General features: G+C 70.9%; 10 protein-coding genes. 4 read left to right on the forward strand and 6 right to left on the reverse strand.

Features of this window, described 5'->3' with window-relative positions; genetic code table 11:
* Nucleotides 1-74: 74 nt before the first annotated feature.
* From LXT23_RS28325 to LXT23_RS28335, 3 genes are all read right to left on the reverse strand, one after another.
* On the reverse strand, nucleotides 75-863 hold the full coding sequence (locus tag LXT23_RS28325) for a GNAT family N-acetyltransferase (protein ID WP_253983439.1): 789 nt from the start codon (nucleotides 861-863) through the stop codon (nucleotides 75-77).
* A gap of 80 nt (nucleotides 864-943) precedes the next feature.
* Entirely contained in the window at nucleotides 944-1,753 is an 810-nt protein-coding gene (locus tag LXT23_RS28330) for a GNAT family N-acetyltransferase (protein WP_253983440.1), read from the reverse strand.
* A gap of 60 nt (nucleotides 1,754-1,813) precedes the next feature.
* Nucleotides 1,814-2,758, reverse strand: a complete 945-nt coding sequence (locus tag LXT23_RS28335) for a LysR family transcriptional regulator (protein WP_253983441.1) — start codon at nucleotides 2,756-2,758, stop codon at nucleotides 1,814-1,816.
* 160 nt (nucleotides 2,759-2,918) lie between these two features.
* On the opposite strand from LXT23_RS28335, the gene LXT23_RS28340 reads away from it, so the two are divergent.
* From LXT23_RS28340 to LXT23_RS28350, 3 genes are read left to right on the forward strand one after another with little or no spacing between them, the layout of a single operon-like run.
* Nucleotides 2,919-3,740 carry an SDR family NAD(P)-dependent oxidoreductase gene (locus LXT23_RS28340; RefSeq protein ID WP_253983442.1) on the forward strand — a complete coding sequence of 274 codons (822 nt, stop codon included), beginning with the start codon at nucleotides 2,919-2,921 and terminating at the stop codon, nucleotides 3,738-3,740.
* Nucleotides 3,737-4,771, forward strand: coding sequence for a Vgb family protein (locus LXT23_RS28345; RefSeq protein ID WP_253983443.1), 1,035 nt, complete (start codon nucleotides 3,737-3,739; stop codon nucleotides 4,769-4,771). Before LXT23_RS28340 ends, LXT23_RS28345 begins: the two co-directional genes overlap by 4 nt.
* Nucleotides 4,772-4,818: 47 nt before the next feature.
* The gene (locus LXT23_RS28350; RefSeq protein WP_253983444.1) at nucleotides 4,819-5,718 is read left to right on the forward strand and encodes a phosphatase PAP2 family protein; all 900 of its coding nucleotides are present in this window, start codon (nucleotides 4,819-4,821) and stop codon (nucleotides 5,716-5,718) included.
* A 22-nt stretch (nucleotides 5,719-5,740) separates the two neighbouring features.
* Here the strand turns inward: LXT23_RS28350 and LXT23_RS28355 are convergent, their stop codons facing one another.
* The 3 genes from LXT23_RS28355 to LXT23_RS28365 form a co-directional block, all read right to left on the reverse strand.
* Nucleotides 5,741-6,652 carry a metallophosphoesterase family protein gene (locus tag LXT23_RS28355; protein WP_253983445.1) on the reverse strand — a complete coding sequence of 304 codons (912 nt, stop codon included), beginning with the start codon at nucleotides 6,650-6,652 and terminating at the stop codon, nucleotides 5,741-5,743.
* Between the two features lie 173 nt (nucleotides 6,653-6,825).
* Nucleotides 6,826-9,771: a choice-of-anchor D domain-containing protein gene (locus LXT23_RS28360; protein ID WP_253983446.1), complete on the reverse strand. Its 2,946-nt coding sequence runs from the start codon at nucleotides 9,769-9,771 to the stop codon at nucleotides 6,826-6,828.
* A 289-nt stretch (nucleotides 9,772-10,060) separates the two neighbouring features.
* Nucleotides 10,061-10,966 (reverse strand): DMT family transporter, encoded by a 906-nt coding sequence (locus LXT23_RS28365; RefSeq protein WP_253983447.1) that lies wholly within the window; start codon nucleotides 10,964-10,966, stop codon nucleotides 10,061-10,063.
* Between the two features lie 172 nt (nucleotides 10,967-11,138).
* On the opposite strand from LXT23_RS28365, the gene uvrA reads away from it, so the two are divergent.
* The gene (uvrA, locus tag LXT23_RS28370; protein WP_253983448.1) at nucleotides 11,139-14,039 is read left to right on the forward strand and encodes an excinuclease ABC subunit UvrA; all 2,901 of its coding nucleotides are present in this window, start codon (nucleotides 11,139-11,141) and stop codon (nucleotides 14,037-14,039) included.
* Nucleotides 14,040-14,376 lie beyond the last annotated feature (337 nt).

The following is a 14,376-nucleotide window of genomic DNA, read 5'->3' on the forward strand; positions in this document are numbered from 1 at the left end:
ACACAATGACAGCAACATGCCGCGACGCGGAAGGGTCCCCCCTTTGGAGAGACGCGGCCGCGTCGCACCCGGACTCACGTGGCGCTGGGGGCCGAGGCGTCCACGTAGAACAGCATCCGCGTGACGAACCGGAAGCCGACACGCTCGTACAGCCGGCCCGCCTCCTCCGAGATGACGCTCAGGTACAGCACCTCCACGCCCTGCGTGAAGGCCTCACCGGCTGCCCGGGACACCAGGGCCGCGCCGATGCCGCGCCCCCGCCACTCCTGGAGCGTGGCCACACCGGCGAGCTCGGAGGTGCCGTCGTGGGGCGGAGAGAAGAGCGCGCCCGCCACCGGCCGCCCGTCCATCCTCACCAGGAAGGCCCTGCCGTCCTTGAGGTCGGCGAGCGTCTTCGTGACTTCCTCGTCGCTCACCACCGGCGTCTCTCCGGGGTGGAAGCCCTGGCGCGTGGTGACGCAGAAGTCGCGCATCTCCTCGCGAGGCGAGCCAGGCGACAGCACGGAGAAGGTGAGTCCTTCCGGTGACTGCATGGGCACGTAGGTGTCGCGCGTGCACACCATCAGCCGGGCCTCGGCCTCCTGCTTGTAGCCGGCATCGCGCAGCATGCCGGCCAGCTCGGGGGCGAGCGCGTCCACATACTCGAAGCGGGGCACGCGCTGCCGGGCCTCGAACTCCGCCCGGAGCCGGCGCAGCGACTCGCGCGTGTCGCCCGTCACCGGCCCGTCCGGGATGGCGTAGTTCATGTACACCATCGCGTCGAATGGGTGGAAATAGGCCGTGAAGGGCGGGACGGGGACGACTGTGTACCGCTCCCTCGCGGACTGACGCATCGATTCCTGCAGGCGCTCGACCAGAGTCATGGCGGCGCACCGTAGCAGGTGCCGCGGAGTGTCGGGGCTACCGCGCGAGCCTGGACGTGCGCGCTGGAGGTGCGGCGACGCTATCGAGTGAGGGGATGGGCGAGCTCGAGCTGGGAGAGCGCCGGATACGTGAAGCCCGCGCCGAGGAAGAAGCGGTCGCACAGGCCCTCGGGGACGACGGCGCCCACCGACAGCGGCTTGCCGGGCCAGGCCGCGGCCAGCGCTCGGAGCAGCCTGCGCCCGGCGCCCTGGCCTCGCGCGGACGGCTCCACGACGAAGGACCGCAGCGCGAGCGTGGGCGCGGAGACATCCGCAATCACAGCCACCGCGGGCCCCAGGCGGAAGGCGCGGGCGGGCAGCGCCAGACCCGCCACGGTGGCGGGAGCCAGCTGCCAGGGCAGCCCCGTGGGGAGCAATCGCGCGCACTCCGCCGGGTCCACTTCTTCCAGCATGGCCTGCTCCGGCATGGACGTGCCCACGAAGCCCACCAGCCGGCGGAGGCGCTGGAAGCCCAGGTTCTCGTACAGCTTCAGCGCCGGCACGTTCTGCTCGATGACCTCCAGCACCATCCGCGTGTCGCCGCGCGCGCGGGCTTCGTCCATCACCGGAAGCAGCATGGCGCCGCCCAGCTTGCGGCCGCGGTGCGAGGGCACGATGCCCATTCCCGCCACGCGGCTCACCCTCCCCCGCCGGGCCATCAGCACCAGCCCCACCGGCTCACCGTCCACCCGCGCGACGCGGCTCTCCGCCAGGGAGATGTGCTCGCTTCGCACGCGCGCGTCGAACAGCGCGGGCGCGTCTGGAATGGTGACGAAGTAGCCCTCGAAGCAGCGGGCGAAGAGCGTGGACAGCGGGCGGAGCGACAGCTCGGAGGCGGACGTGAGTTCCATGGGGGCAGTCCGGGTAGAGGGCAGCGGCTCTCTAGCAAATCCCCGGGCCCGCGGCCTTCGTCACGTGCCGGCCCGCTTCGCGGGAAGCCGCTCCCAGGGCGGCGTGCCCGCATAGCGCTCCGCGAGGAAGGACACGAAGGCCCTCACCTTCGACGGCACCAGCCGTCCCGGAGGGTGGACCGCGAAGATGCCGGTGTCTGCCACCGACCAGCCGTCGAGCACCTTCACGAGCCGCCCGGCGCGCAGGTCCTCCGCCACCAGGAACGTGGCCAGCACGGTGACGCCACAGCCTCCCAGCGCCGCCTGTCGCAGGGCCTCCGCGTTGTCCGCGACCAGCACCGGCCGGCCCCGCGCCGCCACGCGCTCGTTCCCCCGCTGGAGGTTCCACGTCTGTCCTTCCGCGAGGAGGCTGAAGTAGAGGCAGGCATGCTGCGCCAGGTCCTCGGGCCGGGTGAGCGGCCGGCGGCCCTTGAGGTAGCCCGGAGCCGCGCAGAGGATGCGGTGGTTGGTCGCCAGCCGGCGCACCACGAGGCTGGAGTCCGCCAGGGTGCCGATGCGGATGGCGACGTCGAAGCCCTCCTGGACGAGGTCCACGTAGCGGTCCATGAACGAGAACTCCAGGTCGATGCGCGGGTAGCGGCGCATGAAGTCCGGCAGCAGCGGCGCGACCTGGAGCTGACCGAAGAGGTTGGGCACCGCCACGCGCAGCCGGCCCCGAGGCTCTCCCGCCAATCCGGAGACCAGGGCCTCGGCATCCTCGACGCGGGTGAGCACGTCCGTGCAGCGCTCGAGGTACAGCGTCCCTGCCTCCGTGAGGGACACGTGGCGCGTGGTGCGCCGCAGGAGCGCGGTGCCCAGCGCGCCCTCCAGCCGGGAGATGCGCCGGCTCAGCGCCGATGCGCTGATGCCCAGCTCGCGCGCCGCGTCCGCGAAGCTCAGCGCCCGCGCCACTGCCGTGAAGCTGAGCATGTCCTCCAGCCGGTCCCTCAGCGCCGCGCGCTCCATGAGGCCTCCTCCGCCCGATTGCTGCACGGGACGCAAGAGTCTAATGCAGCGCTCTCCGGTGACGGCGGAAGTCTCGCGGGCTACTCGTGTTCCGCACGCACGGAAGCGCAGAGGCCCCTCGGGGCTCACGCCTCCCGTGCCCTGACGGGAGCGCAACATCATGACGGATTCCAGGTCGTTCCAGGGGAAGGTGGTCATCGTCACAGGGGCGGGCAGCGGCATGGGCCGGGCAGCGGCGGTGGCCTTCGGACGTGAGGGGGCCACGGTCGTCCTGGCGGGTCGGCGGCGCGCGGAGCTCGACGCGGTGGCGGCGGAGGTCGAGTCCAGTGGCGGCCGGGCGCTCGCCGTCTCCACGGATGTCGCGCGGGAGGAGGACGTGAAGCGGCTCGTGCAGACCACGGTGGAGCGGTTCGACCGGCTGGACGCGGCCTTCAACAACGCGGGGGTGGAGGGAGCCTTCAATCCCATCCACACGCTGAAGGCGGAGGACTTCGACCACACGTTCAGCATCAACGTGCGCGGGGTGTGGTTGAGCATGAAGTACGAGGTGGAGGCGATGCTGCGCTCGGGCCGTGGCGGGGCCATCGTCAACAACTCGTCGTGGCTGGCACACGGCGCCCTGCCAGGGACTTCCATCTACTCGGCGAGCAAGGCGGCGCTCGACGGGATGATTCGCGCAGTGGCGCTGGAAGGCGCGGACCGGGGCGTGCGCGTCAACAACGTCAATCCGGGCATCATCGACACGCCGATGCTCCGCCGGCTCTCGACAGCGGAGACACAGCGGCCCTTCGTCGCGAACACGCCTGCGCGGAGGCTGGGAACGTCCGAGGAGGTGGCGGACGTGGTGCTCTGGCTGTGCTCGGACGGGGCGCGCTTCGTCACGGGCCAGAACATCCTGGTCGACGGCGGGTACGCCATCTCCGGCCACCGGCCCTGGGTGCCCGTCGCGGAGTCGCGAGTCTCCACGGAGACGGGCCGATGAGCCGCCCGCGCGTTTCAGGAGTCCTCGCGGCGAGCCTGCTCGCCCTGTCGTCGGCGGGCTTCGCGGCGGAGGTGGCACCGGCCGCCACCGCCAACGCCACGGCGCGCGGTGAGCGCCTTCGCCTGCCGGAGGGCTTCATGTATCCGAATGGCATCGCCCACGCGGCGGACGGGACGCTCTTCGTCGGCTCGGTCGCGAATGGCAGCGTGGTGCGGCGGGCCCCAGGTGGTGCGTGGACGGTGCTGTTCCCGGGTTCGGAGGAGGTCTTCTCGGCGACGAGCCTGCGGTTGGATGCGCCTCGGGGGCTTCTCTGGGGCACGTCGCCCGACGCCATGGGCCTGCTGCGTCCGGGTGGCGCGCTGGGCCGGCGGACGGCGCGGCTCTTCGCGCTCGACGCACGGACCGGTGAGGTGCGGCGGGTCATCCCGCTGCCGGAGGGCGTGCTGGGCAATGACCTGACGGTCGCACCGGATGGTGGGCTGTACGTGACGGACAGCTCTCGTGCGGCGGTGCTCTACCTTGCGCCAGAGAGCCAGCAGTTGGAGACCTACGTGAAGGACCCGCGCTTCGAGGCGAAGGGCAAGGGCATGGGCACGGTGGGGCCGGCGGGAATCGCGCTGGCGCCGGATGGGCGCACGCTGGCCATCAACACCTTCGGGCCCGGACGCCTCTTCCTGGTCCGCCCTGGCGAGAAGGGCGCGGCGCCGGTCGTCACGGAGGTGGAGCTGCCGCGCCGGCTGGAGAACCCTGACGGAATGCGCTTCGCGCGTGACGGCCAGCTCCTCGTGCTGGAGGGAGCCATCGACAGCGGTGACGGACGGGTGGTCCGCATCGACGTGCTCGGGAAGGCGCCGGGGCCGAGGCCGCTGGAGGTGCTCGCCTCCGGGCTGGAGTCTCCCGTCAACCTCACGGTGACTGAGGACGGCCGGGTCTGGGTCACCGAGGCGCGCCTGCGCGACCGACTCCTGCGAGGCGCGGCGGCGAAGGAACCCGACGGGTTCTGGGTGACGGTCCTGCGCTTATCGAAGTAGGCGGCGCGAAGTGGAACCCCGAGGCGGGAGGCTCCTATGCTCCGGCCGTGCGCACTTCCGCTCCCGCCGTTGCGATTGCCCTCCTGCTGGCCCTCGCCCCGCTGTCCTCCGCCGTGGCCCAGACGGGCTCGGATGAGCCGAGGCAGCTCCACGAGCTGCGCTTCAGCTGGGCCCGGGATGCCACCCTCACCGGCGCGGCCGGCGTGCTGTGGATCTCCAGCGAGGCCTTCTTCAAGGACGACCTCGCCCCAGCCCGGTGCCGCTGGTGTGACCGCGCCCCCGACGGCACCGACACCCTCAACCGCCTGGACCGCTGGGGCCGGGGCCTCGCCGGAGAGACGAAGGAGTCCCGCGACCGCGCCAACACCTGGAGCAACATCCTCGGCTTCGCCGTCGTCCCCGCCGGAGTCCTCGGCCTCCAGTACGCCGTGGGCCAGGGCTCCGACAGCCCGAACCAGTTCTTCGCCCAGGACGCCACCATCATCCTCCAGAGCGCCCTGTTCTCCTCCGTCGCCAACCAGACCGTGAAGTTCATCGTCGGCCGCGAGCGCCCCTTCGTCCACCAGCTCCCCGAGGACCAGAAGGGCCTCGTCGACCACGCCACCGACAACAACCTCTCCTTCTACAGCGGCCACACCAACCTCATGTTCTCCATGGTGTTCTCCGCCGGCACCGTCGCCGCCCTGCGCGGCTATGACGACCAGGCGTGGATCTGGGCCGTGGGCCTGCCCCTCGCCACCTCCGTCGGCCTGCTGCGCATGGGCGCCGACAAGCACTACCTCACCGACGTCGCCACCGGCGCCGTGCTCGGCGCCGCCTTCGGCGTGGCCGTGCCCCTGCTGTTGCACGGCCGCACCGGCACCGTGGAGCAGACGAACCGCCCGGGCGGCGTGCGGCTGATGCCCATGGCCGGCTCGCAGTTGGCAGGCCTCTCCGGCACCTTCTGAAGGCGGCCCTCAGCGCACGGGCTCAGTACCCGACCGGAGCGCCCTCGCCGTCACCGTCCGTGGGCCGATGCGCCGGCAGCGAGGACATGTCCCAGCGCTGCCCGGCCTCCCACGCCACGGCGCCCGACGTGCCCCAGCCCGTGCGCACCGCCTCGCGGCCCTCGAACTCCAGCCAGAAGACGGACTCCTGCGGCCGCGCCGCCTGGTCCAGGCAGGCAATGCGCGTGGCCGGCCGCCCCGGCCCCTCCAGCGTCACCGCGAAGGCCATGTGCGAGTGGCCGCACAGCAGCCACTTGGGCTGCACCGCGTCCACCAGCCGCCGCGTCACCGGGTTGCCAATCCAGTACGAGGGCAGCGGCCGCGGCGGGGACGGGTTCTCCTCGCGCGCCCGCTGGACGATGCCTCGCGGCCACTCGTGCACCAGCATCAGGTCCACGTCCCGCAGCCCCGTCAGCCGCTCCACCTCCGCGGTGCGGAAGTAGCCCGCCTGCTTCACCGTATCCACCGTGGTGGGCCGCTTCAGCGGCTGCTCGATGAAGCGCGGTGCGTGGATGCCCGACAGGTACGCCACCTTCAGCCCGCGCAGCTCCCGCTCCCCCGCGCGGCCCAGGTACGTCACGTCCGGCGCCAGCTCGCCGCCCGCCTGCAAGTCGTGCAGGGCCTCGAAGTCCTCGTTGTTGCCGCCAATGAAGAAGAAGGGCCGCTTCACCCGGCGCAGCCCGTCCGCGTACTCCGCGAACTCCGCCGGCATGGTCCGCTTCGCCGCCTTGCGCCGGTGGTCGTTCGGCCGGCGGAAGGCCTCCACGTCCCCCACCGCCAGCACCAGGTCCACGCGGCGGCCACGCGCCTGCTCCAGCGCGTCCAGCCACGTCTCCACGCGGTGGAAGCGCCCGTGGATGTCTCCCACGGCGGCGACGAGTAGGGGTTCCGGCATCTCACCCGGAAGGCTGCACGCCCCTCCCCCGCCGTGTCGAGCCATCTTTATCCCTGACAAGCCAATGCTTGACAGATGTCAGGCTTCAGCCCGCCGCCCGCCCCCGCAAAACCGAAGGGGGCGCCCCGCCTCGCGGCGAGCACGCCCCCGGGTGAGTCCCCTCCCCGCTCAGGTCAGTTGCAGCCCAGCGGGTAGGTCACCTCCACCATGGAGCCGGGCGAGGGCGCCGAGGCCCGGTCGAAGAGGATGGAGTTGGTCCCCGCGTCGTACTCCCAGCCGGACGTCACCGGCACGCCGTCCACCGCGACGACAATCCGCGTGGTGTCCGCGGGCTCCTCGGACAGCGGGAACTTGCGGTTGGGGCCGAAGGCGCTGTTGGACAGCTTCTCCAGGGACGCGGCCCAGTTGGGCGTGCAGATGCTCTCCACCGAGCCGCCCGTGGACTGGGCCAGCTGGATGTAGCGGTTGCCGGAGCTGCTGGACGTGGGGCAGGTGCCCAGGTCCGCGGGCCCGACGATGGCGTTGATGCTCAGCTTGGACTTGTCGTTGCCCTTGAGCGCCAGGAAGTACGTCTCGTAGAAGGACACCGGCTGCGAGCTGAAGTCCTCCTCGTCCGACAGGAAGATGATGGCCAGCTTCGCCTCCTCGCGCAGGAAGCCGCCGTTGCCGTCGCTGGCCTGCGGGGTGCGCGGGTCATCCACGTTGTAGAGCAGCGGGTCGGACAGCGCGCGGTGGGCCGCGTCCAGGCCCTGCTCGTTCCAGTGGCACACGCCCACCCGGGTGTTGCTGGCGAAGACGCTCGCCGCGTTGGGCGTGGCCGGGGTGATGATGCGCGGCCGGGAGCCGTCCACCGGGAACAGGCGCCCATTCTCTCCGCCCTGCGAGCCGCCCGGGCACTCGGACCAGCCGCCCGGAGACGGGTCCAGGCCCGTGGTGGTGACGCCGATGCGGTAGTCCACCGACGCCTGGTTGGCCGCGCTCAGGAAGGCCGCGAAGTTCTGCCCCAGGCTCTGCTGCTCCTCCATCATGGAGCCCGAGTTGTCCACCACGAACAGCACGTCCACCTTGGCCTCGGACTCCTGGAAGAAGCGGTCCGTCTGCTCCGCCTTCGTCACGCCCCGGCCCACCAGGCCCGCCGTGTACTCGGAGCCGTCCGCCAGCGTGAAGCGCAGCGCCGCCGCGTCGTCCCCGTCGTCCACCGGCGTGTAGCTGGCGGACAGCCGCACCTTGGAGCCCGGCAGGATTGCCACCGGGAACGCGTCCGAGCTGGTGACGGCGAACTCCGTGTCCTCCTGCTCCAGCGCCATGCCGGACACCGTCACCGGGCCCACGCAGTCGTTGACGGCGATGAGCTCCCGCGTGCGGGGGCCGCACGACAGCTTGGCGATGCCGAAGTCCACCGTGGTGGGCTGCACCGCGAAGCAGCCCTTCACGCCCTCACCCGACACGGACACCAGCGGGTGGCCCGCGGTGGGGTGGTTCACCCAGGCCTCGGCCAGGCCCGAGTGCGCGCCCTCCAGCTCCGGCTTGAAGCTCACCACCAGCGTCGCCTTCTTCCCGGGCTCCAGCACCGCGTTGGGCACCGGGGTGGCCGAGAAGGCCGCGTCCGAGGCGGGCGACAGCTGCATGGAGGCCAGGTAGCACGCCTCCGTGCCCACGTTGCGCACCGACACGCCCAGCGCCACCGAGGCGCCCACCGGCACCTTCCCGAAGGACAGCTGCGGCGGCACCAGGTACTGGCAGGGCTTGAAGGCGCGGCCCTCGCCCGACAGCACCACGCCTTCCGTCGAGGTCGCCCCGCCGGCGCGCACCGTCACCGCGAGCTGCCCGGCGCTCGAGTCCTTCAGGCCGACGCGCGGGCTGAAGGTGACGCCGATGAAGGCGGACTGCCCCGCCGGCACCGTCACGCTCGCGGGCGCCTGCGCCAGGGTGAAGTAGCCGCCGGCCAGCGTGTCCAGCTGCAGGTTGTTCACCAGCACCGCGTCCCGGCAGCGGTTGAGCACCTGCACCTGGCGCGTGCCCGTCATGCCCTCCGCCACCACGCCGAAGTCCAGCTTCTTCGGGAGCACCGTGACACACGAGGTGCCGCCCTCACCGGCCAGCGACACCTTGGGGCCGGGCGCCGTCGTGCCCTGCTCGCGCACGCCCAGCTCCACCCGGCCGTCCCGCGCGCGGCCCAGCACCGCCGGCGTGAAGGCCACGCGCAGCTCCACCGCCGCGCCCGCCGCCAGCACGCCATTCGCCATCGTCGGCGCGCTCACCACCTTGTAGACGCCGCCCGGGTTGTCCAGCAGCTGCGCCCCCGACCAGGCCAGCGGCTCCGTGCCCTGGTTGCGCACGGTGATGGACTGCTCCGCGGTGGCCCCCAGCGCCACGCGCCCGAAGTCCACGCGCAGCGGGGTGATTTCCAGCTTCGACGCCACGCCCATGCCGTGCAGCGGAATCACCACCGGCTCGCAGCCGTCGCAGCGCACCAGGTGCAGCGCGGCCTCGGCCGAGCCCAGGCGCTTGGGCCCGTAGGCCACCGGCACCACCCGCTCCTCGCCCGGCGCCAGCGTGGAGGACTGGCCCACCCCCGCGGTGAACTGGTCCGCGTCCGTGCCATGGAGCGACATCACCAGCGGGCTCTCCACGTCGGACGGGTTGCGCACCGTCACCTCGCGCATCTCCACCAGGCCCATGGGCACGTTGCCGAAGTCGAGCGCCGTCTCCGGCACCTCGACGAAGGCCTTCACGCCCCGGCCGGACACGGGCACCTCGCCGCTCGACTCCGAGTCGGTGAGGATCTCCACCATGCCCTGCACCACGCCCTCCACCTGGGGCGTGAAGTGGACTTCAATCTCCTGCTCGCCACCCGCCGACAGGGTGAAGGGCTCGAAGGGGGGAATCTCCACGTTGGGCACGCTGGAGACGGCGCCCTCCACGCGGTACGACGCGCGGCCGCCGTTGGCGAGCTTCAGCTTGAACGTCTTGGTGCGTCCCAGCGCCGCGGGGCCGAACTCAATCACTTCCGGGCGGACCAGGAAGGCGCTGTTCGCCTTCTGGGACGACGGCCGCTCGCACCCCACCGCCACCACCACCGCCGCCGCCACCCACGCCACCCACAGAGCCCTTCGCATAACGTCCTCCCCACCACGCCCTGGGACCACGAATTCCGCGCCGCAGTGATCCGCGGCTCCGGCGGGGGGCCCACTGCAACCCGGGTGCCCACGCTGCTCAGGGGGAAGACGTCGGCAGGCCGACGTGGCAAACCTCTGGCCTCCATGGGAATTGCCCCCCACAGCGCGTGGAAGAACATTTCCCATCCGGGCTGAACGACTGGAATTTCTTCAGGAAGCGCCGGTACTACACGGAGGCCCTGGACGGCTGGGTGGGGCAGGCGGGTTCCACGCCCTGTCCGAAGCCGCTTCAGGCCGCCGGGCGCGACTCGGGGGCCAACAGCCGCCCCACCACGCCGGTGCCCCACAGCACGCCGGCCACGCACACCAGCGCGCCGGTGACGGCCAGCGGTGACACGGCCTCGCCCAGCAGCAGCGCGCCCATCAGCCACGAGAAGGCCGGCGTCAGCTGCGTGGCCACGCCGCCCGCCACGGCGGTGACGTAGCCGAAGGCATAGGTGAACGTCATCTGCGCCACCACCGACGTGAGCCCCACGCCCAGGAGCGGCAGCACCACGTCCCACCCCAGGGGCCGCCAGTCCTGCAGCGCGAAGGGCAGGCTGAACAGGAGGCCGAAGAGACAGAAGGAGAAGAAGACGGTGGCCGAGTCCGTGTCGTGCCGCAGCGCGCGCACCACCACCACCGCCGCGCCGCCCAGCACCGCGGAGCCCATGCCCGCCCACGCGCCCAGGCCCAGCGTCAGCGAGGCGCCGCTGCCCTGCATCGTGCTCCACATCACCAGGCCCGCGCCCAGCGTGGTGAGCACCAGCCCGGCCAGCAGCGGCCCCGTCACGCGCTCCTTGAGGAACAGCCAGCCGATGATGGCCGAGTAGATGGGCCAGCACGCGTTGAGCAGCACCGCCGGCCCCACCGTCATCCGGTCGATGGCGATGAAGTACAGGTAGACGGCCGCGCCGCCGAAGATGCCGCGCAGCGCCCACAGCGAGAAGCGCCCGTAGCGCGGCTTGCGCCCCAGCAGCGGGTAGTAGGCCGCCAGGAAGAGCAGGCCGATGACGAAGCGGCCGGACGCCACCTGCCCGGGAGACAGGCGCCCGGACAGCAGCCGGGTGCACAGCGCCATCACCGCGAAGAGGAAGCTCGAGAAGACCAGCAGCGGGACGCCGCGGTAGCGCTCGGGGAGGACCCAGCCATTCATGGAGGGCCGCACCCTACCGGAAAACCCGCGGGGCCCCAGCGCCTCCGCGCCCGCCCGCCTGCTTGGCGGCCAATGTGGGATTCGCGGCGCAACCCGGTGCGTTCCCTTTCATCTCCTCCGACGGTCTCAGTTTCCTCGCACCGGAACACCCATTCAGTGTAGATCGCCCGCCATGTCCGAGCCCGACGTCATCTCCCTCCGAGGCGCCAAGGAGCACAACCTCAAGAACGTCTCCCTGGACATCCCCAAGAAGAAGCTCGTCGTCTTCACCGGCGTGTCCGGCTCCGGCAAGAGCTCGCTCGCCTTCGACACGCTCTACGCGGAGGGTCAGCGCCGCTACGTGGAGAGCCTCTCCGCCTACGCCCGGCAGTTCCTGGGGCAGATGGAGAAGCCGAAGTACGACACCATTCGAGGGCTGTCCCCCACCATCTCCATCGAGCAGAAGGCGGCCAGCAACAACCCGCGCTCGACGGTGGGCACCGTCACCGAGGTGCACGACTACCTGCGCGTGCTCTACGCCTCCATCGGCGTGCAGCACTGCCCCAACTGCGGCGTGAAGGTGGGCAAGCAGAGCGCGCAGCAGATTGTCGACGAAATCCTCAAGGCCCCCGCGGGCACCAAGCTCCAGGTGCTGGCGCCGCTGGTCACCAACCGCAAGGGCGAGCACAAGGACTTGCTGGCCGAGGCGCAGAAGCGCGGCTTCTCCCGCGCGCGCATCGACGGCGTGCTCAAGAGCCTGGAGGAGCGCATCGAGCTGGACAAGAAGTCCAAGCATGACATCGCGCTCGTCATCGACCGGCTGGTGCTCAAGCCGGATTTGAAGACGCGCCTCACCGACTCCGTGGAGACGGCGCTGCGCGAGGGCAAGGGCACCCTCATCGTCACCGACGAGAAGGGCACCCCCGCCTCGGACCGCGTGATGTCCGAGCTGAATGCCTGCGCCAAGTGCGGTCTGTCCTTCGGCGAGCTGACGCCCGCGTCCTTCTCCTTCAACAACCCGCTGGGCATGTGCACGGACTGCAACGGCCTGGGCACCAAGCCGGAGATGGACCCGGACCTCATCGTCCCGGACAAGTCCCGCACCATCCGCGACGGCGCAATCGAGCCATGGGCCAGCGGGATGAACCGCGGCGAGGGCTGGACGGCGGACTTCGTGGAGAGCCTGGCCAAGGCGTTCAAGATTGATTTGGACGTGCCCTACGCGAAGCTGTCCAAGCGCGAGCAGCAGACGCTGATGCACGGCTCGAGCGGCAAGAGCTTCACCGTCGAGTGGGGCGAGGGCGGCCAGTACAAGATGGAGTGGGAGGGCCTGGTCGAGCGGCTGATGCGCAACTTCAAGACCACGACGTCCGAGGCGCGCCGGGCCGAGCTGCAGAAGTACTTCAGCGACAAGCCCTGCCCCGCGTGCAAGGGCGAGCGCCTGAAGCCGGAGAGCCGCGCGGTGAAGGTGCACGGGAAGACCATCGTCGACCTGAGCCGGCTGACCATCTCCGACGCGCTGGGCTTTTTGGGCGCCATGGGGCTGTCGGCGCACGAGCGGAAGATTGCCACCGAGCTCCTGAAGGAGATTCGCAGCCGCCTGTCCTTCCTGGTGGACGTGGGGCTGGGCTACCTGATGCTGGACCGCACCGCGTCCACGCTGTCCGGCGGCGAGAGCCAGCGCATCCGCCTGGCGTCGCAGATGGGCAGCGAGCTGACGGGCGTCATCTACATCCTGGACGAGCCCTCCATCGGCCTGCACCAGCGCGACAACGGCAAGCTGCTGGCCACGCTCAAGCGCCTGAGGGATTTGGGCAACTCCGTCATCGTCGTGGAGCACGACGAGGAGACGATGGAGGAGGCGGACTGGCTGGTGGACTTCGGGCCGGGCGCGGGCGAGCTGGGCGGCCAGGTGGTGGCCCAGGGCACGCCGGCGCAGGTGATGGCCAACGAGGCGAGCCAGACGGGCGCGTACCTCTCCGGGCGCAAGGAAATCGAGGTGCCCGAGCAGCGCCGCAAGCCGGACCCCAAGCGCAAGCTGGTCATCCAGGGCGCGCAGGAGAACAACCTGAAGAACGTGGACGCGGAGATTCCCCTGGGAGTCTTCAGCGCGATTACGGGCGTGTCCGGCGCGGGCAAGTCCACGCTCATCAACGAAATCCTCTACCCCGCCCTGGCGCGGCACCTCTACGAGAGCCGCGAGTCGCCCGGCAAGCACAAGTCCATCCAGGGCTTCGAGCACCTGGACAAGGTCATCGACATCGACCAGCGCCCCATCGGCCGCACCCCGCGCAGCAACCCGGCCACGTACACCAAGCTGTTCGACAACATCCGGGACGTGTTCGCCATGACGCCCGAGGCGCGCGCCTTCGGCTACGGGCCGGGCCGCTTCAGCTTCAACATCAAGGGCGGCCGCTGCGAGTCATGCGAGGGCGACGGCGTGAAGCTGGTGGAGATGCACTTCCTGGCGGACGTGTACGTGCCCTGCGAGGTGTGCAACGGCAAGCGCTTCAACGAGGCCACGCTGCGGGTGCGCTACAAGGGGAAGAACATCGCCGAGGTGCTCGACATGAGCGTGCGCGAGGCGATGGAGCACTTCGGCGCGCACCGCGACATCATGCGCGTGCTGCAGACGCTGCATGACGTGGGCCTGAGCTACATCCGCCTGGGCCAGCCCTCCCCCACCCTGTCCGGCGGCGAGGCCCAGCGCATCAAGCTGGCGCGCGAACTGGCCCGGGTGGCCACCGGCCGCACCCTCTACATCCTCGACGAGCCCACCACCGGCCTGCACTTCGAGGACATCCGCAAGCTCTTGTCCGTGCTCAACCGGCTGGTGGAGGCGGGCAACAGCGTGCTCGTCATCGAGCACAACCTGGACGTCATCAAGAGCGCGGACTGGCTCATCGACCTGGGGCCCGAGGGCGGCGCCAATGGCGGCCGGATTCTCGCCACCGGCACGCCCGAGGAGGTCGCCCAGGTGGAGGGCAGCCACACCGCGCGCTACCTCGCACACGTGCTGAGCAAGTCGCGGCGCGCCCGCGTGGGCAAGCGCGTGGACGGCCCGACACCGGTGCTCCAGGGCGCGGTGGGCTGACGCAGTCGCTCCAGGCCGCGCGAGCCGGCCCGTGACATGGAGCGGGGGGCGGGGGTGCCTTCATTCACCCCCAACCCCCCGTCCACCTTGGAGGAAAGGCGTCACGGGAGGGGTGTGGTTCGCGAAGTGAGCCGGTACCGCACGAGCCATGATAGGGATGTGACAATCCCTGTCAAACCTGTGCTCACTGATTAAATTGTATCATCAAAGAGCGCTCCCACCGGAATGCCGTGCCCAGGCGGGCCGGACAATTCCGGTGCAGGTGCGTTGGGCGGAGCAGCGCCCGGGTGAGTCGCTGGAAGGCTGGGGACCGGCGCGCGGCGCCCGCGAAGGCGGA

This window comes from Pyxidicoccus xibeiensis (assembly GCF_024198175.1).
In the GTDB taxonomy this organism is placed as follows: domain Bacteria; phylum Myxococcota; class Myxococcia; order Myxococcales; family Myxococcaceae; genus Myxococcus; species Myxococcus xibeiensis.